The organism is Polynucleobacter necessarius, assembly GCF_900095195.1.
Taxonomy (GTDB): Bacteria; Pseudomonadota; Gammaproteobacteria; order Burkholderiales; family Burkholderiaceae; genus Polynucleobacter; species Polynucleobacter necessarius_G.
This window is the reverse complement of record NZ_LT606950.1, coordinates 930,384-949,710: the sequence shown is the minus strand read 5'-3', so window position 1 is coordinate 949,710 and position 19,327 is coordinate 930,384. Positions and strand designations below refer to the sequence as shown.

General features: G+C 46.5%; 27 protein-coding genes and 5 pseudogenes. 17 read left to right on the top strand and 15 right to left on the bottom strand.

Annotated elements, in window-relative coordinates:
• Positions 1 to 13 precede the first annotated feature (13 nt).
• From fdh3B to BQ1619_RS05360, 5 genes are all read left to right on the top strand, one after another.
• Positions 14 to 670, top strand: coding sequence for a formate dehydrogenase FDH3 subunit beta (gene fdh3B, locus BQ1619_RS05380; RefSeq protein WP_114662663.1), 657 nt, complete (start codon positions 14 to 16; stop codon positions 668 to 670).
• Positions 670 to 906, top strand: a complete 237-nt coding sequence (locus BQ1619_RS05375; protein ID WP_114662661.1) for a hypothetical protein — start codon at positions 670 to 672, stop codon at positions 904 to 906. The genes fdh3B and BQ1619_RS05375 overlap by 1 nt, the downstream gene beginning before the upstream one ends.
• Before the next feature lie 143 nt (positions 907 to 1,049).
• Positions 1,050 to 1,424: a hypothetical protein gene (locus tag BQ1619_RS09260; protein WP_197711892.1), complete on the top strand. Its 375-nt coding sequence runs from the start codon at positions 1,050 to 1,052 to the stop codon at positions 1,422 to 1,424.
• A 3-nt stretch (positions 1,425 to 1,427) separates the two neighbouring features.
• Positions 1,428 to 2,006, top strand: coding sequence for a formate dehydrogenase subunit gamma (locus BQ1619_RS09255; protein WP_197711891.1), 579 nt, complete (start codon positions 1,428 to 1,430; stop codon positions 2,004 to 2,006).
• 353 nt (positions 2,007 to 2,359) lie between these two features.
• The gene (locus BQ1619_RS05360; protein ID WP_231968536.1) at positions 2,360 to 2,686 is read left to right on the top strand and encodes an ATP-binding cassette domain-containing protein; all 327 of its coding nucleotides are present in this window, start codon (positions 2,360 to 2,362) and stop codon (positions 2,684 to 2,686) included.
• A gap of 45 nt (positions 2,687 to 2,731) precedes the next feature.
• Here BQ1619_RS05360 and BQ1619_RS05355 read toward each other — a convergent pair whose 3' ends face one another.
• The 3 genes from BQ1619_RS05355 to BQ1619_RS09880 form a co-directional block, all read right to left on the bottom strand.
• Positions 2,732 to 2,902 carry a hypothetical protein gene (locus BQ1619_RS05355; protein WP_197711890.1) on the bottom strand — a complete coding sequence of 57 codons (171 nt, stop codon included), beginning with the start codon at positions 2,900 to 2,902 and terminating at the stop codon, positions 2,732 to 2,734.
• The gene (locus tag BQ1619_RS09885; RefSeq protein ID WP_231968535.1) at positions 2,895 to 3,089 is read right to left on the bottom strand and encodes a hypothetical protein; all 195 of its coding nucleotides are present in this window, start codon (positions 3,087 to 3,089) and stop codon (positions 2,895 to 2,897) included. Before BQ1619_RS09885 ends, BQ1619_RS05355 begins: the two co-directional genes overlap by 8 nt.
• Positions 3,090 to 3,243: 154 nt before the next feature.
• Positions 3,244 to 3,591, bottom strand: coding sequence for an ABC transporter permease (locus tag BQ1619_RS09880; RefSeq protein WP_231968534.1), 348 nt, complete (start codon positions 3,589 to 3,591; stop codon positions 3,244 to 3,246).
• A gap of 266 nt (positions 3,592 to 3,857) precedes the next feature.
• On the opposite strand from BQ1619_RS09880, the gene BQ1619_RS05340 reads away from it, so the two are divergent.
• Complete coding sequence (locus BQ1619_RS05340; protein WP_114662655.1) at positions 3,858 to 4,610, top strand: endonuclease/exonuclease/phosphatase family protein; 753 nt, start codon at positions 3,858 to 3,860, stop codon at positions 4,608 to 4,610.
• Positions 4,607 to 6,082 carry a cardiolipin synthase gene (gene cls, locus BQ1619_RS05335; protein WP_114662653.1) on the top strand — a complete coding sequence of 492 codons (1,476 nt, stop codon included), beginning with the start codon at positions 4,607 to 4,609 and terminating at the stop codon, positions 6,080 to 6,082. The genes BQ1619_RS05340 and cls overlap by 4 nt, the downstream gene beginning before the upstream one ends.
• On the opposite strand, the pseudogene BQ1619_RS05330 reads toward cls, so the two are convergent.
• Positions 6,079 to 7,262 (bottom strand): annotated as a pseudogene (locus BQ1619_RS05330) (CaiB/BaiF CoA transferase family protein). The gene cls and the pseudogene BQ1619_RS05330 overlap by 4 nt on opposite strands.
• Positions 7,263 to 7,281: 19 nt before the next feature.
• A pseudogene (locus tag BQ1619_RS05325) lies at positions 7,282 to 8,449 on the bottom strand (acyl-CoA dehydrogenase family protein).
• 156 nt (positions 8,450 to 8,605) lie between these two features.
• Here BQ1619_RS05325 and BQ1619_RS05320 point away from each other — a divergent pair.
• Positions 8,606 to 9,109 carry a YqaA family protein gene (locus BQ1619_RS05320; RefSeq protein ID WP_114662651.1) on the top strand — a complete coding sequence of 168 codons (504 nt, stop codon included), beginning with the start codon at positions 8,606 to 8,608 and terminating at the stop codon, positions 9,107 to 9,109.
• A 49-nt stretch (positions 9,110 to 9,158) separates the two neighbouring features.
• Positions 9,159 to 9,935 carry a 3-hydroxybutyrate dehydrogenase gene (locus tag BQ1619_RS05315; protein ID WP_114662649.1) on the top strand — a complete coding sequence of 259 codons (777 nt, stop codon included), beginning with the start codon at positions 9,159 to 9,161 and terminating at the stop codon, positions 9,933 to 9,935.
• Between the two features lie 110 nt (positions 9,936 to 10,045).
• Here BQ1619_RS05315 and BQ1619_RS05310 read toward each other — a convergent pair.
• Positions 10,046 to 10,591: pseudogene (locus BQ1619_RS05310) on the bottom strand (Bug family tripartite tricarboxylate transporter substrate binding protein); the annotation flags it as partial.
• A 215-nt stretch (positions 10,592 to 10,806) separates the two neighbouring features.
• Here BQ1619_RS05310 and BQ1619_RS05305 point away from each other — a divergent pair.
• Positions 10,807 to 11,400: a urate hydroxylase PuuD gene (locus BQ1619_RS05305; RefSeq protein WP_114662647.1), complete on the top strand. Its 594-nt coding sequence runs from the start codon at positions 10,807 to 10,809 to the stop codon at positions 11,398 to 11,400.
• 51 nt (positions 11,401 to 11,451) lie between these two features.
• Here the strand turns inward: BQ1619_RS05305 and BQ1619_RS09250 are convergent, their stop codons facing one another.
• The 3 genes and pseudogenes from BQ1619_RS09250 to BQ1619_RS09235 form a co-directional block, all read right to left on the bottom strand.
• Positions 11,452 to 11,769 carry a hypothetical protein gene (locus tag BQ1619_RS09250; protein ID WP_197711889.1) on the bottom strand — a complete coding sequence of 106 codons (318 nt, stop codon included), beginning with the start codon at positions 11,767 to 11,769 and terminating at the stop codon, positions 11,452 to 11,454.
• A gap of 22 nt (positions 11,770 to 11,791) precedes the next feature.
• Positions 11,792 to 12,363 (bottom strand): annotated as a pseudogene (locus BQ1619_RS10650) (FAD-dependent oxidoreductase).
• Complete coding sequence (locus BQ1619_RS09235; RefSeq protein WP_197711887.1) at positions 12,360 to 12,632, bottom strand: FAD-dependent oxidoreductase; 273 nt, start codon at positions 12,630 to 12,632, stop codon at positions 12,360 to 12,362. Before BQ1619_RS09235 ends, BQ1619_RS10650 begins: the two are co-directional and overlap by 4 nt.
• 129 nt (positions 12,633 to 12,761) lie before the next feature.
• Between BQ1619_RS09235 and BQ1619_RS05295 the strand changes: the two genes are divergently transcribed.
• Both BQ1619_RS05295 and BQ1619_RS05290 read left to right on the top strand, forming a co-directional pair.
• The gene (locus tag BQ1619_RS05295) at positions 12,762 to 13,682 is read left to right on the top strand and encodes a hydrogen peroxide-inducible genes activator (protein ID WP_114662645.1); all 921 of its coding nucleotides are present in this window, start codon (positions 12,762 to 12,764) and stop codon (positions 13,680 to 13,682) included.
• A gap of 254 nt (positions 13,683 to 13,936) precedes the next feature.
• On the top strand, positions 13,937 to 14,179 hold the full coding sequence (locus BQ1619_RS05290) for a protein tyrosine phosphatase (RefSeq protein WP_114663536.1): 243 nt from the start codon (positions 13,937 to 13,939) through the stop codon (positions 14,177 to 14,179).
• Positions 14,180 to 14,355: 176 nt separating this feature from the next.
• On the opposite strand, the gene BQ1619_RS09230 is transcribed toward BQ1619_RS05290, so the two are convergent.
• Genes BQ1619_RS09230 through BQ1619_RS05280 form a run of 4 tightly spaced genes read right to left on the bottom strand, consistent with a single transcriptional unit; the run spans position 14,356 to position 16,062 of the window.
• Complete coding sequence (locus BQ1619_RS09230) at positions 14,356 to 14,637, bottom strand: hypothetical protein (protein ID WP_197711886.1); 282 nt, start codon at positions 14,635 to 14,637, stop codon at positions 14,356 to 14,358.
• Positions 14,634 to 15,005, bottom strand: a complete 372-nt coding sequence (locus BQ1619_RS09225; protein WP_231968639.1) for an EamA family transporter — start codon at positions 15,003 to 15,005, stop codon at positions 14,634 to 14,636. The genes BQ1619_RS09230 and BQ1619_RS09225 overlap by 4 nt, the downstream gene beginning before the upstream one ends.
• A 26-nt stretch (positions 15,006 to 15,031) precedes the next feature.
• A complete protein-coding gene (locus tag BQ1619_RS09220; protein WP_197711884.1) occupies positions 15,032 to 15,172 on the bottom strand; it encodes a hypothetical protein in 141 nt (46 codons plus the stop codon).
• 5 nt (positions 15,173 to 15,177) lie between these two features.
• Complete coding sequence (locus tag BQ1619_RS05280; protein WP_114662643.1) at positions 15,178 to 16,062, bottom strand: NAD(P)H-hydrate dehydratase; 885 nt, start codon at positions 16,060 to 16,062, stop codon at positions 15,178 to 15,180.
• Here BQ1619_RS05280 and BQ1619_RS09215 point away from each other — a divergent pair, their 5' ends adjacent.
• Both BQ1619_RS09215 and BQ1619_RS09210 read left to right on the top strand, forming a co-directional pair.
• Positions 16,063 to 16,578, top strand: coding sequence for an MBL fold metallo-hydrolase (locus BQ1619_RS09215; RefSeq protein WP_197711883.1), 516 nt, complete (start codon positions 16,063 to 16,065; stop codon positions 16,576 to 16,578).
• The gene (locus BQ1619_RS09210) at positions 16,578 to 17,192 is read left to right on the top strand and encodes an MBL fold metallo-hydrolase RNA specificity domain-containing protein (RefSeq protein WP_231968638.1); all 615 of its coding nucleotides are present in this window, start codon (positions 16,578 to 16,580) and stop codon (positions 17,190 to 17,192) included. The genes BQ1619_RS09215 and BQ1619_RS09210 overlap by 1 nt, the downstream gene beginning before the upstream one ends.
• A gap of 109 nt (positions 17,193 to 17,301) precedes the next feature.
• Here the strand turns inward: BQ1619_RS09210 and BQ1619_RS10645 are convergent.
• Together BQ1619_RS10645 and BQ1619_RS05265 are read right to left on the bottom strand one after the other, a co-directional pair.
• Positions 17,302 to 17,412 (bottom strand): annotated as a pseudogene (locus tag BQ1619_RS10645) (ABC transporter substrate-binding protein); the annotation flags it as partial.
• Positions 17,413 to 17,550: 138 nt separating this feature from the next.
• Positions 17,551 to 17,739, bottom strand: coding sequence for a hypothetical protein (locus tag BQ1619_RS05265; RefSeq protein ID WP_114663534.1), 189 nt, complete (start codon positions 17,737 to 17,739; stop codon positions 17,551 to 17,553).
• A gap of 166 nt (positions 17,740 to 17,905) precedes the next feature.
• Between BQ1619_RS05265 and BQ1619_RS09875 the strand changes: the two genes are divergently transcribed.
• The 3 genes from BQ1619_RS09875 to BQ1619_RS05255 are packed head-to-tail and all read left to right on the top strand — an operon-like array spanning position 17,906 to position 19,324.
• The gene (locus BQ1619_RS09875) at positions 17,906 to 18,403 is read left to right on the top strand and encodes a hypothetical protein (protein WP_231968532.1); all 498 of its coding nucleotides are present in this window, start codon (positions 17,906 to 17,908) and stop codon (positions 18,401 to 18,403) included.
• Positions 18,372 to 18,764, top strand: coding sequence for an LOG family protein (locus BQ1619_RS09870; protein WP_231968531.1), 393 nt, complete (start codon positions 18,372 to 18,374; stop codon positions 18,762 to 18,764). Before BQ1619_RS09875 ends, BQ1619_RS09870 begins: the two co-directional genes overlap by 32 nt.
• Positions 18,765 to 18,811: 47 nt before the next feature.
• Entirely contained in the window at positions 18,812 to 19,324 is a 513-nt protein-coding gene (locus tag BQ1619_RS05255; RefSeq protein WP_114663532.1) for a hypothetical protein, read from the top strand.
• The last annotated feature ends 3 nt before the right edge of the window (positions 19,325 to 19,327 follow it).

Genomic DNA, 19,327 nt, shown 5'->3' with positions numbered 1-19,327 from the left:
TCAGGAGAACACAATGGCAAGAATGAAATTTATTTGCGACACAGAGCGATGCATCGAGTGCAACGGATGTGTGACCGCGTGTAAGAATGATAACGAAGTGCCTTGGGGCGTTAATCGTCGCCGTGTCGTCACGGTAAACGATGGCATCATTGGCCAAGAAAAATCGGTTTCGGTAGCATGTATGCACTGTACAGATGCACCTTGTATGGCCGTATGTCCAGTTGATTGTTTCTACCGCACCGATGAGGGCGTGGTGCTACATGACAAAGATATTTGTATCGGTTTCGGCTACTGCTCATTTGCATGCCCATTTGATGCATCTCAGTTCCAAAGCAAAGGCGCTTTTGGATCACGTAGCAAAATGGATAAGTGCACATTCTGTAGCGGTGGTCTAGAAGAGAACGGTAGCGTTGCGGAATTTGAAAAATATGGTCGCAATCGTTTAGCTGAGGGTAAATTGCCACTCTGTGCCGAGATGTGTTCTACCAAGGCGCCAATTGGTGGTGATAGCGATATCATCTCCGGAATCTTCAATCAGCGTGTTGCAAATCGCGAGAAGAACGGCAAGTATCCTGGCTCTAAGGCATTTGGTTGGACTACAGCATATGGTGGTCCGGATACTCCTGCGCCAACTCCAACTCCAGCCGCAAAAATTTCAGGAGCGAAATAATGAAAGTGAATTTCAAAACTCTCGGTATGTGCCTAGCAGCAGGGGCTTTGTTGGCTGCGTGCTCTGAGCCGCCTGAAATTGCTGCGAAGACTGCTAAGCGACCAGACGTTGCTCCTTATATGGGTGCAAATAATGGCTTTATGACCAAGAATTGGACGCCAGGCGATCAAGTTAGCTGGACTGAGTCGACCGATAAGCGCACTCATGGTCAAAATGAATACAGCCGTATTAAGTGATCATCCAAATAACAATAAATAAAGCAAAACATTTAAGGATATGTGTATGAAACAATCATTTTCTAGGGTTCTACGCACTCTAATATTGGCCGCAGGACTGTCGCTTACGCCTTGCTAGCGTTGGTTATGCTGAGCGCGCGCCAATGGCTCCTCTGCCATCGCCAAGCGGAGTGGATGTCCCTCCCTTGTCGGCGCCAGCCAATCCGAATGCGTTAGCGAATGGCACGCAAGCGCAGGCTCAACCAGCCAATCCATCGATTTTTACGACAGCTAATAGCGATCCATACAACTACGTCAGCATTCCAGACAAAGAGGCTAGCGTTTTAATTCAGCGCTCCGGTCAAGAGTGGCGTGTGATTCGTAATGGCGTAATCACTGTTTACGGTGGTTGGTTACTGGCGATTGCCTTCTTCGGCATTATCGCGATGTACACCATCAAAGGTTCTATCAAGCTGCACGAGCCATTATCGGGTGTCAAAATCAAGCGATTTAGCGCGTTCGACCGTTTGGTTCACTAGTTGATGGCATTTAGCTTCTTGGCGCTTGCTATTACTGGCTTACTGATCTTGTATGGAAAATATTTTGCAATGCCTTTAATGGGCGGAATGGCTTATGGCTCCTTCTTGAATGTTTGCAAAAATATTCACAACTTTACTGGCCCAGTATTCACAATTTGTATTTTGGTTTTCTTCTTGCTGTTTGCTCATAAAAATCTGCCAGGCAAGGGTGACTTGGAATGGCTCATGTCCTTTGGCGGAATTTTTAGTGGCAAGCATGTGCCCGCTGGATTCTTCAACATGGGTGAGAAGTTCTGGTTCTGGTTCGGCATGACTTTCTTGGGATTAGTCATTTCCGCACCGGGCTTCGTGCTGGACATGATCGTGCCATTTATGACGATTGAATATACTCGTGGCACGATGCAGATTGCCAATATCATTCACAGTAGCGCGGCGATTCTTATGTCTGCGATGGCAATGGGGCACATCTATATCGGTACCATCGGCATGCAAGGTTCAATAGATGGAATGAAAACTGGATATGTGGATGCCACTTGGGCTAAAGAACACCATGAGCTCTGGTACGACAAGCTCAATAAATAAGGACAATGCCATGAAAAATACCATTGCTTTATTCCTCGGCTCGCTGATTGGCGCCACTGCACTGGCAGCACTCCCTCCACTTATCCCCGAGCAAGCTGAGGCAGCTGCTTTAGCCAAGGCGAAGACTGCTTATGGAGATAGAGTGGCGCATATCATTGTGCCAAGCCCAGAATCGCGTAGCAGACCGTTACAAGGTTGCTGGAACACAAGCTCCTGCGGCTTACGTTGCTCCTCCTCCATTTGTATCGCCAGTATCTGCAGCTGCGCCTGCAGCAGCACCAGCAGCCAAATAATCCTTACTCAGATTGGTATTGCACCACACCCCCATGATCAAGGCATCCGCAAGGACCAATATGGCATTAGTTCGAGATGCCGATTCGGAAATCACTGAGAGCGATGTTGATCGAGTGATGCAGCGCATTGGATTGTCCGGATTAGCCAATAGTCCAGCGCATAAATTATCGGCGGGTGAACGACAGAGGCTTTGTCTGGGGAGGGCGTTACTCCAGAAGCCCAATTTAGTTTTATTGGATGAACCCACAGCAAACTTGGATCCTAAAGCTACTGAACAAGTTGAAGACATTATTCGAGAATTTAATCAACATCAGACAGATGTAATTTTTTCATCGCATCAATTAGCTCAAGTTCAAAGACTGGCGCAACCAATGCTGTCTTGGTAACAAAGGAGTAGTTGATCGATCCTGAATCGGGCTTGATCAAGCCATCTAAAAGCTTGAGTAGGGTATTTTGCCTGCGCCATTTGGTCCAATACAGGCAGCAATGCGATCTGCCGGAATGGTGGCGTGGGGGATATTTAGAATAACGCGATCGTTGCTCCGAACAACGACATTATTGAGTTCAATGTATTTCTCGAATTGTTCAGTCATATTAGTCATAACGACGCTCCGCAATTTGACGAACTATCACCGTAAATAGATTTGCGATTAATACAATACCCAAAAGCATAATGCCCAATGCTAGAGCAAGAGGTAAATTGCCTTTGCTAGTTTTCAGCGCGATGGCTGTGGTTATCGTACGCGTGGAATTTTGAATATTGCCACCCACAATCATGACGGCCCCCACCTCGGAGATCGCTCTTGCTAATCCCGCAAGAATCGCAATCGTTAGCGAGAAGCGACAATCTCAAATTAACCATTTATAACGTGAGATGGCTGGTAGATGTAGGCCCAAAAAGGCGTCTCAATGAATCTTCCAAGAGTCTTCCAAAATTTGGCGACTATGGGCGGCAATTAATGGGGTTGTTAATAACGTCTTGAGCCACAATCATGCCTTTTGGGGTGAATAGCCATCCCCTGGATCTCAAGGGACCCGAGCGTGAGAGTAAGAGGTAAACAATGACCCCCACAATAACCGTTGGCACCCCCATGAGGGTATTGAGGGTCACGATGATGAATTTTTTGCCGGAAAATTCTTCGGTGGCCAATAGTGCGCCGATGTGAAGTCCAATCAGGGTTCCCAGGAGCAGCGCGGTGAGGCTTACCTGTAAAGAGATCAGGACGATCCCCAGTACGCCACCATCAAGGTGGGCCAGCAGGGTGATGGCATCAGAAAAAGCGGTCAACATGCGCTTGATTCTACAAGGCAATGGCAAAATGCCGTTAATGAGACTGATATCCCGAACTTTTGACCTATGGCTGAAGTAATTTGCCTTTGCAACAACGTCTTTGATGTTGATCTACGTGAGTACTTGGATGCTAACCCCATAAGCTCGATTGAGGAGCTCCGGGAGCAAGCATCAATCTGCAACAAGTGCATGCAGTGCCAGGATTTGGTGGAAGGTGAGATCTATTTAGCCCGAGTACGTCGACAGCGTGCTGCAGGACAGTTTTAATGCCCCAAATTACTAGTATCCGCTTTACTGTGATGAGTATGAATGTGCATAAAGGTGTATCGCCGTTGCATCGGCACTCGACGATTTATCAATTGCGTCAAAGAATGCGCAGCCATCACCCGGATTTATTGTTCTTGCAAGAATTACAGCAAGAGCATCGGGGCAGAGTGCGACGGTTTAGCCAATGGCCGCTAACCGAGTTGACACACTTTCTGTCAGAGGATTTTTGGCATGACTGGCATTATGGCAAGAATGTGGAGTATCCAGATGGTCACCATGGCAATGCCATTTTGTCTAAACATCCTTTGCATAAAGGAAATAACTACGATATTTCTGCTTATCGTTTTGAAAAACGTGGCTTATTGCATAGTGTTATTCAATTGAGTGCTAATGCACCTGCGATTCATTGCTTTTGTGTGCACTTAGCTTTGTTTGAACGTGGCAGGGAGCGTCAACTAGCCAAAATCATTCGCTACATCAAAGAATTGACTAATGATGCGCCGACGATTGTGGCGGGTGACTTCAATGATTGGCGTAATCGAGTGAGTGCACCGATGCGTGAGGCTGGATTTGTTGAAGTCTTTGAGGTCTTGACGGGTTCTCCAGCCCGCACTTTTCCAAGCGTCAAACCAATTTTGCCGATGGATCGTATTTATGTACGGGGTTTAAAGATTCATTCAGCAGAAATCTTGTACGAATGGTTAAAACTATCGGATCATCTAGGTATCACAGCGCAATTGGAGCTTGAATGAATATCGTAGCGTTTCTATTTGGGTCGGTTTTTGGGGTTTCACTCATTTGGGTCCCCATTCTCCATGCATTGATTGTGATTCTGTTTGGCTTTCGCTTGATATCCGTCAGAAGGCCGGTTGGGGTTGCGTTTGCCTGGTTCTTGATTGGCATGATGTTGCCGTTATTAGGAATTTCGCTGTACATTTTGATTGGTGAACGTCCAGTAGGTCGCAAGCTTACTCGCAAAATTGTTCGTATGAATCGGGAGTACGAAGGAATTACTCGATGTATGAGAGAAGAATGTATCGCTGATCGAGAAAAACTACCGCCAGAAGGTCGCGCACTCAGTTTGTTGGCGGAATCTCGGAATGGCTCACCAGTGGTTTCTGGTAATAAGCTTGAATTGCATACCGAGTCACTAAAAATTTTGCAGAACTTTATTGACGAGATTAATCGCGCTCAAAAAAGCCTGCATTTAGAGTTCTATATTTGGGCATTGGACGGAGATGCCGACAGGGTGGGAGAGGCCCTCATTGCCGCGGCAAAACGCGGTATTGCCTGTCGAGTCTTGTTGGATTCCCTAGGCAGTAAAGATTGGTTTAAATCACCGTGGCCTGGACGTTTTCGGGCTGCTGGTATTCGGGTCACTGAAGCGTTGCCAATCCAAGTGGGACGTTTTCAGTTTCGGCGAGCCGATCTGCGCCTGCATCGCAAAATTTTTGTGATTGACAGCTCGATTGTTTGGACGGGCAGTATGAATATGGTTGACCCACGGACTTTTAAGCAAGATTCAGGGGTTGGCGAGTGGGTTGATGCGATGGTGCGTATTGAAGGGCCAGTTGCTGCGCAATTTGAGCTGACATTTGCATTTGACTGGAGTGTTGATAATCCCAGCATCAAACACTTTAATGATCGCGAGCCACCTGCATCACCGCATGAGGGCGCGGCATTGGCGCAGGGGTTTTCTTCAGGCCCCGTTTACCGTGATGACATTTTGTATCAAGTTCTACTCTCAGCCATTATGGATGCGCGTGAAGAGCTCACGATCACGACGCCCTATTTTGGGCCAGATGATGGCTTGATACAGGCTTTAATGGCAGCTGCAGGTCGAGGTGTGAAGGTCACACTCATTGTCCCTAAGTTAAATGATTCCACTCTAGTGGCTTGGAGTAGTCGAAGTTTTTATGCGGACTTGATGGGTGCCGGAGTGAAGATTGCTGAATTTCATGGTGGCCTGCTTCACACTAAGAGTTTGTTGATTGATAAGCGGATCGCTATTTTTGGTTCGGTCAACTTTGACCAACGTAGCTTGCGATTGAACTTTGAGATCAGCTTAATTGTCTATAACGAAGACTTCTGTAAAACGTTTGAAAAGCTGATTGAGTCCTATCTGGCGCAATCGGATTTAGTGGATCCTAAAAAGTGGGCTAAGCGACCACGCTGGCACCATTATTTAGAAAATGCGGCGCACTTGGCGTCACCACTTCTCTAAATTGCCCCGCTGTCCAGCATTGTTTTAATTTCCGTATCGCTGATGCCAAGTTCTTTGAGAATGGCCTCGGTGTGTTGACCTACCGCTGGAATAGGATCCATGCGGTACTCGTAACTATCGTTCAGTCCCGGCGGAAGCAGGGCAGGAATTTGGCCATTTGGAGTATCAATCTCCTTCCAGCGTTGGCGTGCTTTTAATTGCTCATGCTTCCATAAGCCTGCCATGTCATTTAGATGCGCGTTCGCAATCTGCGCTCCCTCTAATCTCGCAATCAGTCCGTCTGAAGTCAGCTTACTAAACAAGCGTTGATGATATCGAGCAATTCAGCACGTCTCTCATTGCGCTTAAAGTTTTTATCAAAGCGTTCATCAGTGGCAAGGGCTGAATTTTGCAGAACGATTTCGCAAAACTGCGCCCCCTCTCGTTCATTCTGTAAATCCAGCATGACGGTCTTGCCATCACCCGCTTTAAATGGACCGTGCGGATAGATCGTGGCATGTGAGGCGCCATTTCTTGGTGGGGCATCTGCGCCATCATAGGCGTAATACAACGGAAAGCTCATCCATTCACCTAATGACTCCAACATCGATACATCGATCACTGAGCCTTTACCCGTTTTACCTCTTTGCAGTAGAGCGGCCAAAATATTCGTATAGGCATACATTCCCGCTGCAATGTCGGCAATTGAGTTTCCTGCCTTACTCGGAGTCCCTGGGGTTCCGGTGACCGATAGAAATCCCGCCTCACTCTGAATGAGCAGATCGTAGGCTTTTTTATCCCGATACGGACCGTCGTTGCCATACCCAGAAATGTCACACAGGATCAATCGGGGGTTGTCTTTCTGCAACAGTTCTGTGGTAAGCCCCATTCGTGCAGCGGCGCCTGGTGCTAGGTTCTGCACTAAGATATCCGCAGTTTTTAAGAGACTCTTTAAAGCAGTTAGTGCAGCAGGTTGCTTTAAGTCCAGCGTCAAACTTTCTTTAGAACGATTTACCCAGACGCAATGGGATGACTAGCCCTTCACTTGCTTGTCGTAGGCACGCGCAAAATCCCCACTGCCAGGGCGCTCTACCTTAATGACTCGCGCACCCAGATCCGCGAGTTGACGGGTGCAAAAGGGAGCAGCAATCGCATGCTCTAGAGAAACAACAGTAATGCCATCAAGAGGGCGAATGCTCATAGTGGGTTATCGGTCAGGGTTAAAAAGATCTTGGTAGACCCAAAATGTGTTCTGCAACATAGGAGTAAATCAAGTTGGTCGATATGGGGGTCACTTGATAGAGGCGTGTTTCTCTAAATTTGCGCTCGACATCATATTCATTGGCAAAACCAAAGCCACCATGGGTTTGCAAGCAAACGTTGGCCGCTTCCCAGGAGGCTTTGGCGGCTAGGTACTTTGCCATGTTGGCTTCTGGGCCACAAGGTTGATGGTTGTCAAAGAGTTCGCAGGCTTTAAAGCGCATGAGATTAGCCGCTTCCGTTTCGATATAGCTGTCAGCAATCGGAAACTGAATGCCTTGATTTTTACCAATCGGACGATCAAACACCACGCGATCATTAGCATAACGGCGTGCGCGATCAATAAACCAATAGGCATCTCCAATACACTCTGCTGCAATCGGTACACGTTCTGCATTCAGTCCATCCAGAATATATTTAAAACCCTGACCCTCGGTGCCGATGAGATTTTCAGCAGGAATTTCGAGGTTGTCGAAGAAGACCCCGTTGGTTTCATGATTCACCATATTGGCAATCGGCCTCACTTCCATGCCTTTCCCAATCGCATCCTGAAGGTTCACGATGAAGATCGACATTCCCTCGGATTTGCGTTGTACTTCAGAGATAGGGGTGGTACGCGCCAACAGAATCATCAAGTCAGAGTGCTAAATACGGGAGATCCAAACTTTTTGACCATTCACTACATACTTATCACCCGTTTTTAACGGCGGTGGTTTTAAGTTTCGTAGTGTCGGTTCCTGTAGTAGGTTCAGTCACCGCCATGCTTTGTAAACGTAGTTCACCCGAGGCAATTTTGGGGAGATACATTTTCTTTTGCAGTTCGCTGCCATAGCGAAGCAGGTGCCCATGTTGTACATCTGACCATGGCAAGATCCGGAATTGCCACCAGAGAAATTAATCTCTTCCATGATGACGGAAGCTTCGGCCAAACCTAAGCCTGAGCCACCATATTCTTCGAGGATGAGTGCTGAAAGCCAGCCAGCATCAGTCATAGCCTTAACAAAGGCCTCGGGGTAGTCTCGGTCATGGTCAATTTTGCCAATAGGCTGAATCAAAGCTACTACAGAGGCTGCGAAGTGCCTCACGCATATCTTGGTATTTGTCAGGCTTTGGAATGGGGTGACTCATGACTGTCTCGTTTTTATTGGTTTGGAGCGATTCTGCTCGTAAACCAGTAAGTCTAAGCAAGATTTAAAAACCGTGGAGGGCCTTAAAAACAGGGCAAAATAGATCTATTCGGACGTATTCAATTCGAGGACGTTTTCACATAGAGGTCTGTTGTAGATGGAGCATGCACTTGCGCATTTTTTTGGGTGGTTTGGTATGCCTTCAGTGGGGCTGTCTGCAGTATTTATTAGCGCATTTGTTTCGGCAACATTGCTACCAGTTGGCTCAGAGCCGATTCTCTTTGGCTATATCACCTTAAATCCCCATTTATTTTGGGTGGCGATTCTAGTCGCAACCGTTGGCAATACGCTTGGCGGAATGTTTGATTGGTGGTTGGGCTTGATAGCGCGTCGCGGCATGAAATCGATTGGAGAGCCTAAGAACGCCAAAATCAAAATATGGCTAGAGGAGTGGGGCCCTAAAATTTTGCTCCTCTCTTGGGTTCCGGGCTTAGGGGATTCCTTATGCCTGGCAGCGGGTTGGCTCAAACTTGCCTGGCAACCGTGTCTGATTTACATGTTTATCGGTAAATTGTTGCGCTATCTGACCTTGACCTGGCTATTGACGCTCGTACCTGATAGCTTTTGGCACCAATTGGGCCATTGGCTGCACCTGATCTGATGGTATTCTTTTTATCCTATTTCTTCCCCTTAACTCCCTGAAAACACATATGTCTACATTAAAAGGTAAAACAGCCCTAGTCACTGGATCCACTAGAGGTATCGGTTTGGGTATGGCTATAGCACTGGCCAAGCAAGGCGCAAATATCATGGTCAATGGCTTTGGTGAAAAAGATGACGCTATTGCCAAGATAAAAGCATGTGGTGTTGAGGTTGATTACCACGGCGCAGATATGAGTAAGCCAGCAGAGATTGAAGATCTGATTAAGCAGACCGAAAAACGTTTTGGCTCTTTAGATATTCTGGTGAACAACGCAGGCATTCAACATGCTGCCAACATTGAAGACTTTCCAACGGATAAGTGGGATGCCATCATTGCGATCAATCTCAGCTCTGCATTTCACACAACGCATCATGCACTTCCAGGCATGAAAAAACGTAACTGGGGCCGCATTATTAATATTGCCTCTGTGCATGGATTAGTGGCATCCACTCAGAAAGCTGCCTACGTTGCCGCTAAGCATGGCATCGTTGGGTTAACTAAAGTGACTGCATTAGAAAATGCTCGTACTGGCATCACCTGTAATGCCATCTGCCCAGGCTGGGTCTTGACCCCTTTAGTACAAAAGCAGGTGGATGCTCTGGCTGAGCGCGAAGGTATTTCTAATGAAGCAGCCAAGATAGCCTTAGTGTCTGAGAAGCAACCTTCAGGTCAATTTGTGACGCCAGAACAACTCGCAGCACTGGCGGTATTTCTTTGTGGACCAGATGCTTCTGAAGTACGCGGTGTAGCCTGGAATATGGATGGTGGTTGGACTGCTCAGTAAATCTCTTAAGCCCATCAAAACCATAACCGCTGCGTAACAAAACGTCACTCAGCGGTTATTTTTCTATCGGTAATGATCTTGCCCCATAGCGTAGATTGGCTGGCAATATATAGATCAACCATCGCTGGGCTGCCACCCTTATAGGGAACGTTGACCGTGTCTATATCAGCGCGCACATTTAGGAGTTCGCCTTGGAGGTGGGAGGCGGATCCACTGCCTGTAGAGGCAAACGTAATCGTCCTAGGATTTTTCTTGGCGAGCGCAATGTACTCTTTCAGATTTTTTACCCCAAGCCCAGGAATCACAACCAAAACGTTGGGAAAGGTGACGCCCATAGTCAGGGGCGCCAAATCTTTCTGAGGGTCATACGGCAACTTCATTAAATGTGGCGCAACTGCTAATGGGCCAATAGAGCCAAATAAAATGACAGATCCATCTGCGGGAGCGGTCGCAGTATAGGCATGCGCAATATTTCCACCGGCGCCGGGTTTGTTATCTACGATCACATTTTGACCAAGATCTTCACTGAGTTTTTTGGCGATGCCGCGAGCGGCGCTATCTGCCGATCCACCGGGTGCAAAGCCAATTACGATCGTGATCGTTTTCTTGGGCGGAAATTCTTGCGCATGAGCAACTGAAGAAGATTCCAGAATCATCAAGCTAAGACCTACCAATATATTTAAAAAAGTGGATGAGGGCATCATTTGTCTCACGTAATCAATAATTTGTTCGCTTATTTTGCACCCCAAATAGGGCGAAGTCACTACTCGAGTTAGCATTTTTTCATGAGAAAGCCAAAATTTGGGATGTTCAAACAAAATTGCCAGAATCGTTTATATTTACAGGCACTTATATATAAGGAGAACCTTTCATGGCTTCAATTTTGACCTCTTTAGGACGCACAGTATTGGCAGGTTTTGTACTGCTCGTTTTGATTATTTTTGCACTAGGCGGTAACTTTAGCTCTGCTGAATTGCCATTCGTATTCCGTTGGTTGCACGTGATGTTCGGTGTGATGTGGATTGGTTTGCTGTGGTACTTCAACTTTGTGCAAATTCCTTCCATGCCAAAGATTCCAGATGAGCAAAAGCCTGCTATCGGTAAAGTAATCGCTCCAACAGCATTGTTCTGGTTCCGTTACGCAGCACTCTTTACAGTATTGAGCGGTTTGATTTTGGCGGTATTGAATGGTTACGCGCATCAAGCATTTACATTGCAAGCGCCATTCCGCGCGGTTGGTTTAGGTATGTGGATCGCATTGGTAATGGCGTTTAACGTTTGGTTCATCATCTGGCCTAACCAAAAACGCGCTCTCGGTATTGTGACTGTAGATGCGGATACCAAAGCGAAATCTGCTCGTGTTGCGATGTTGACTTCCCGCATCAATACATTGTTATCTGTGCCAATGTTGTTCTTGATGGTTGCTCAGTCTCACAACACTACTTGGTTTGTGATTGTTTCTTGAGCCGATCAAGTCTTAACGAATAAAAAAGGCCCGCATTGCGGGCCTTTTTTATTACGTTATTTCGTTTATGCCAGTATTGACTGGTAGTTCCTTGGTGAGGGCTGCACGCTGGGCTGTTGCAGTGCCCATTAATACAAAACCTAAAAGCTGGCCATCGGCTGTTTCAAGCCGAGCCTCTACACCATTATCCATCGCATTGATTTTCCATTGACCACTTGCGTCTTTCGCTGGTGGAGAAACAATAGTGGCAAATGCCGGGGTTTTCATCATCACTGGCATTGCAGGATACGTTAGCGGTGTAGCTTGCCCCGTCAAGGTCGCGGCTAATGCTCGCGCTGCTTGCATGATTGGCATTACATATGGAGGCACGAGTCCATCTACTTCAGCGCAATCACCAATCGCATAAATAAATGTGAGGGATATTCGTTTGGAGTTTGCGGTTGACCTGTATATTAGTGTCAATGCCTGCTGCTTTAGCGAGCTCAAGTCTGGGTTTTAGTCCAACGGCAGAGAGTGCCACATCAGTATTCAATACCGATCCATTCGCTAGGGTGATATGGAGTTGGTCGTTTACCCGATTTATTGACTGAAGGTAGTGTTGAAGTGCCAGCATGCACCCAGAGCGCTCAGCTTATTTTGCAGTGCGACGGCCGCCGTTTCTGGGATCAGTCGCCCAAGAGCATGGGGCGCCATGTCAATAACATCTACTTCAAAGCCACCTAGGATTAGATCATTTGCAAACTCGCAGCTAATTAAACCTGCACCCAAAATAGCAATTTTCTTTTTGCCACTTATTGCGCTACGAAACCTTGCGTAATCTTCAAGATCATTGACAGTGAGTGCCTCGCTTGCGGCATTTCCCAATAACGATAGCTGAATTTGATCGGCGCCTAGAGCCAAGACCAGTTTGCTATAGGCAAGATCGCCTTTGTTAGTTTGAATGACGTGTTTGTTTGTATCTATGGCGTGTACTTCAGTTTCAGCAAGAATATGAATGCTAATTGAGATGCCATGCCATCGGCTGGTGTCGTGATTAACTGAGACGCATCTTTTTTGCTTGCTAGTGCAGTCGAGAGCATCGGTTTGGAATAAAAGTAACCAGGCTCTTTGGTAACCAGCGTAATCGGAATTTCTTTATTGAGTTTACGAATCTCGCGAATGACGGTGTAGCCTGCCAATCCGCTGCCAATGATGACGATCGAAGAAGTCGCTGGTGATGGGGTTTGATTCAAGGTAAGCCTCGTGGGGAAGACTGAACATCGAGTTCAAATATATTTTCTAGTGCCAACACTGGATAGATCAGTATCGTAAATCTCAATAATAATGGTAGTATTGATTGAAATTCTCGATAAGGATGTGAGATGGCATATTTACCGTCTTTAAAGCAACTGACCTATCTCGTTGCTCTAGCGAAAGAACTGAACTTCACCAGAGCTGCAGAGACCTGTTTTGTTGGTCAATCCACTCTGAGTGCCGGACTTAAGGAGTTGGAGGAGGGTCTCGGGATCCAGCTGGTCGAGCGTGATCGGCAAAATGTATCGATTACACCGGCAGGATTTGAAGTATTGGAGCGTGCTAAAACGATTTTGGCGGCATCGGAAGATTTGGTGGAATATGCAGGTATCTCAGGCAAGCCTATGACGACAACAATTCGCCTAGGAGTTATTCCGACGATTGCACCATTTTTGCTGCCTAGTGTTTTGCCAGAAACCCGCAAACGGTTTCCGAATCTCAAAATCACCTTACGGGAAGACCTTACTGCCAATTTACTGGCAAGACTTGCAGAGCATAAATTGGATTATGCACTCATCGCCTTGCCTTATGACGTCAGCGGACTCCTAGTGGAGGAATTGTTTGATGATCCTTTTTGGTTGGTGGCGCGCGAGGGAGACCCTGCCCTCAAAGGTAAGGAAGTGACTCTGCCAGCCAAAATGGCAGAGAGGCTATTGCTATTGGAAGAGGGCCACTGCCTTCGGGAGCACAGCTTACAGGCTTGCAAAAAGGCAGATATTCGGAAAGATGATGGGGTAGAGGCTACCAGTTTGCTAACCCTGCTGCAGATGGTCGAGTCAGGCTTTGGGATTGCGTTGCTACCAGAAATGGCAGTGAAGAGTAGTTTGCTAAACAGCAGTGACTTAGTTGCAAAAGCATTGTCTGCACCAGCGCCCAAAAGAATCATTGCGCTCGTAGCCCGGTCATCCACTGCGCATGCCACAGAGTTTACAGCGCTATCGCAATGTATTCGTGATCAGTTTGGGATGAGCCTGAAGAAAGTAAAGTAAATCCAAAAAAATTCAGGCAGAAAATTGGTCTCTTTGGTTTGGAAAAATTAGGTCATGTAGACCGCACAGTTGGACACTTGGCGGCAGCGTTGGAAAAGATTACCGAGGCAGAAGCGCAGCCCGCATAATCGGAGCAGTGTTCATCAAAAGACCATCAGACGATGGCCTTTTTTATTGCCCAAAAAGTGGAATAAGGCATTTTTATTATTTTTTTGAGTATTATCAAATTATCAATAAACCTTTTGGAGAATGGCATGACTTCGCGTATCGCTCGTTTTAGCTTAGCAGCTCTAATTTCTGCAACCATTGGCTTATCACCAATTTCTGTCTTGGCTGCTGATCCTGCTCCAGCGCCAGCACCTGCTGCTACTTCAGAGCCTGCTGCTGCGCCTGCTGATAAAGCCGCAGCCAAAAAATCGAAGAAGCAAGCAAAGAAAGAAAAGAAAGTAGAAAAGAAATCGAAGAAAAAAGTAAAAGCAGCAGATGCTGCTCAGTAATTCCCCGTTCTGATAGACCCCTCAATTGAGAGGTTCGACCTCTTCCAAGTCATCTGATTTTTTATGTCAGATGACTTTTTTCTTGGAGCGTCGTTGCGCACCAACAGCCACATAGCAGCCATTACCAAAAGCATTCCTGCAATTTGCATAGCGGTAATTGGCTCAGACAAAATAAACTAGCCCAAAAAGATTGTTGAGACAGGGCCCAGTATGCCCGCCTGTGCAACAAGTGGCGACCCAATGCGATTGATGGCAATCATAATGAGAAGCATTGGAATAGCAGCACAAAGACTCGCATTGAGAAGACTCAATAGGTAGGCTTGTGCGCTCTGTTCAAAAATGGCACTAGTCTTGTATAGAGAGGATTGCATCAAGCTCAGTACGGCAGAGGCCGAACTTGCTAAAACGACAAGCCGTACGCTACCGATGTGTCTGACCATTTCTCCGGAGCCAATCATATACAAAGCATAGCTACCGCACTACCAAAGACCAAGAGCATCCCAAGCCAGGCATGGATACCAGTAGAGCTGGCATCTTGAATGAAAACCACCAATACCCCCAGGTATCCAGCCACTAAGGCATACCACTGCATTCTGGAAATGGATTTATTCGGAGCAAAGTAGGAGATCAGCAACACAATGGTTGGTGTTAGATAGAGAACGATGCGCTCAAGACCAACCGAAATATATTGCAGCCCTAGAAAATCGATATAGCTCGATAAAAAATATCCCAGAAAGCCGAGAAAGAAAATCTTTCCTCGTTCTGACCAGCTAATGGGGCTCATAGGCTTTCGTCGAGACTCCCACCAGTAGACAGTCCAAAACATCGGAAGTGCCATTAGCATCCGCAAGGCTAATAACGTCTCGGCATTTGCGCCGTAACCAAAGGCCAACTTCCCAATACCGCTTTGCCAGAAAACAGCATCGAGCCAATACCGGACATCAAAATGCCATAGAGGTAATGTCGGTGGTGAGCTGCGTTTGGAGATTGCATACTGTTTATAACAGTTTATTGAGGATGCCTCGCATCTCCATAATGGTTTCAGAAGGGGTTAGCCCAATTGGACCAACCCCTTTACTGACTAAGCTGTCGGCAGCAGTGGCATGGAGCTCAACTGCGATACTGCTGGCATCCCAGAGAGGTAATTGGTGACGCACTCCCTGAGCGGCAATGGCTGTGATCGTGCCTGTGAGGACATCACCCATTCCGCCTGTGCCCATACCGGGATTACCAGCCTCACATTGAACTGCAGAATGATTAGGGCTTGCAATGACGGTATTCTGACCCTTTAAGATCCCAATCGATTGGGTGAGGGTGATGAGTTGCTGTAAGGCATGCAAACGATCGCCCTGGATTTTTTCAGCAGATATTTTTAACAGTTTGGCAGCTTCACCTGGGTGCGGAGTACATACGCTTTTATTTGGAAATTGCGCATTGCGTTCTCGTAATGTATTGAGTAATTTATCAGAATCTGCAATCAGATTTAAAGCATCGGCATCTAAGATGAGTGGAATGTGCGGATAAGTTAAGCAAGCCTTTAGCCACTCGATTGCCAGTGGGGAATTTCCAAGACCCGGACCGATCGCTATGACATCAGGTTGGGTCTGAGCCAAGATAGTATGCGCTTGATCACTTGCCAGTCGAATCATCAGTTCTGGTTGTGCATCCTGTGCTCTTGCAGATGCAGGATCGAACATTTCGAGGATAGTCCAGCCAGCACCGAGATGTAAGCATGCTTTACCAGCCAAAAGCAACGCACCTGCCATGCCTGGTGCCCCGCCAATCAGTAAGGCCTTACCAGCGTTGCCCTTGTGTTCTGCAGGCGCACGCTTGAGTCGATGAAGCAGGTCAATGGTGTTTAGTTTTGCGGGTACGGATGTCATGTGAACAGTATCGCTCTAAATCCTATCGATAAAGTGGATTTTAAGAGAGAGTATGCTGAGCGTAAAGCGAAATTGGGAAAATGGCATGGTGAGATGTCGGTCGCCTTGTATTCAAAACAAGAGGTAGAAAATGCGCTGACTCAGTTTGAGCCATTGGAGTATCGAAAACCGATTGAGATTGCTTCAAGCATTGAGCTAGAGTTTCACAATGCTGGCCATGTTTTGGGGTCGGCTATTGCAGAGCTCACTGTTCAGGAGGATGGGGCTCAGCGTAAGCGATATGTCTTTTCTGGAGATCTTGGCATGAAGGGAAAGGTTCTGATGCCAGATCCGGAGATGATTGATCGGGCGGATGTAGTGCTGATCGAGTCTACCTATGGCGATCGTTTACACCGCACCTTAAGTGATACCGAGGATGAGCTTGTGCAGGTCATTAGCAGTACGATGAAAGCGCAGGGTATGTTGTCATACCCGCTTTTGCGGTTGGTCGCACGCAAGAGATCTTATTTTTGTTGATGGATTTAGTGAGAAGGGGTCGTTTACCGCATCTAGCGGTTTGGGTGGATTCCCCGATGGCTACAGCAGCTACTCAATTAACAGATCGTTACTTTACACAGTTGGATCAACAATCGCAGGCAACTTTTACTTGGTATAAAAATAACCCATCAGCAGTAGATCTGCGTTTCATTGCTGATGTGGAGGAATCCAAAGCCCTTAATAAAATTAAAGGCATGGCGATTATTATTTCCGCAAGTGGCATGTGTGATGCAGGCCGCATTGCGCATCACCTCGCAAACAATCTACCGCGATCTCAAAATGTAATCGTGATTACTGGATTCCAGGCCTACGGAAGTCTTGGTAGAAGGTTAGTGGATAGGGTTCAAAAAGTTCGATTATTTGGAGAGGATGTCCAAGTGAGAGCATCCATTCATACGATTGGTGGGTTATCTGCTCACGCCGACCAAGCAGGCTTATTGGACTGGTTAAGGGGATTTAAATCGCCACCCAAAACCGTCTTTGTCGTTCATGGAGAGCCTGAGGCAGCATCGGTTTTGGCGGAATGCATTCGGGATGATCTAGGTTGGAGTAATGTGATCATCCCAGAACGCTTGCACACATATGAGTGTTGATTGGTCACTGCGCGAATTACATTACTCGGCTACTTTAGCCCCTTCAATTTGAATGTAGGGAGGAGTGTAGCTAATGTCCGCGCCACGCACTGGATCAATGGCGACAAATACCAGTGCTTGCATTTTGATTGGCTAAGATGGGATTGCCCAAGTTAATGCCAACGCGTAATGTACCGGTTGGAGCAAATGACGAGATCATGGCAGGAGCGATTGTATTCATGGGTCGTTTGGGGGTACTGTTGGTTTGACTGATGCAAAGTTCAGAAATCCTTAATAGGAGAAGAGAAAAAAGTAATTTTTTCATTTAGAGAGTATAAAAAACCGCGGTACACCGCGGTTTTTTGTTGTCGTGGAAGAATTATTTCTTCGTATCTGCTGCTGGGGCAGCGGGAGCGGCTGGTGCATCTTTCTTTGCTTCTTCAACATGAGTTGCTTCAGCGCCATGCTTTTCACCGCCCATATCAATATTGCCGTCGCCTTTTAAAAGTAAGTAGGCAGTGGCACCAACTAACACTAGTACCATAATGAGGATTGAACGGTTACTCATGGATTTTCCTTCGGTTTGGTTTAACTCTGCCAATATTAACCCTACTTAGGTCCCCAGTAAATCCTTCGCGGTCTTTTTGGCTTATTCCTACGTAAAAAATAGGTGTTAATACTGAGGTAAAAGAGAGTGCGGGTAAGATGAAACCAGATTGTTTTAAGGTGTAACCATGAGTCCAAAACTTCCCATTAACAATGCCCAGACTATTATGGAGTTCTTGGATCTTCATAAGAATCAGTTGGCCGAAGAGGAATCGGTTGATTCCTATAAGTTTGCTTTTGACGATGAAGCCTTTCTATCTCGCCGAGAGACGATTGGCATTCGGTTTGAGCTTGAATTACTGAAGCCTGAGATTTTGCTAAAAGAGCGGGGCATCGATCATACGATTACCGTATTTTGGTCTACTCGCTTTGTCAGTCGTGAGCGTGCTGAACAATTGCAGCAGGAGGCAAAGACGTCTGCGGAAAAAGAGACCGCTAAACAAGCTCTCTTGCATAGCGAGTACTATGAGTCGGCTCGAGAATTTGGGCGCCTCGTTGCACAATACAATGCAACTCAACAACAGTCTTCAAATAAGTTACATATATGTACGGGTGGTGGACCAGGAATTATGGAGGCCGCCAATCGTGGTGCCTTTGAAGCAGGGACACGAGACGATTGGTTTTAACATCAGTCTTCCAAGAGAGCAGCATCCTAATGCCTATATCAGTCCAGGGTTGAGTTTTCGATTTCATTACTTTGCGTTGCGAAAGATGCATTTCATGTTGCGCGCTCGCGCAACTGTTGCCTACCCTGGTGAATTTGGATCGTTTGATGAATTATTTGAAGTCTTGACACTGATCCAAACGAAAAAGGTTGCTCAGATCCCGGTAATCTTGCTGGGTAAAGAATTTTGGAATGCGATGGTGAACTTCAGGAAAATGGTCGAGTTTGGAGTCATTGACCAGGAAGATATGCGGGCTATTCATTTTGTGGATACCGCTAAAGAAGCTTGGAATGTGATCCAAAATTGGTATCAATTGGCCTAATGGCGGTTTTAAGGCCGTTAAAATACTCAAAAACACTGAATCAATCAATGAGTTTCGCGCACATGAATTTAGCTACTGCAATAGACCTACCAGGCTATTTACTGGGCGGTTTTATGCTCCTCGTCGTCATGATTTTTCATGGGATAGTGCTGCTGCAGATTGCGAAGCGTTATGAAGTGAATACCTTTTTGTATTTGGCCGAGAAAAAATACTCTAGTGTTGCCATCTGTTTTTATATCAGCGTGCTGTATCTATTCCTAACGCATGTTGCTGAGATTCTGATTTGGGGATTTGCGCTCTATGGATTCAAGTTGATCCCGGGGTTGGGTCAATGCATTCTATTTAGTGGTAGCACTTACACCGCGATGGGTTTTATGGAAGATATTCTTCCAGACGGCTGGAAAATGTTAGCAGTCATCATCGCTTTCTCCGGCATGTTTGCATTTTCCTGGACTGCTTCGGTCATGATATCGATGACAAAGAACTTTCGTCAGGCATATACCAAGTTGCACATGAAAAAACTCAATATCTCCTCTGAGATCATTGATCGATTTGAGTAGAAC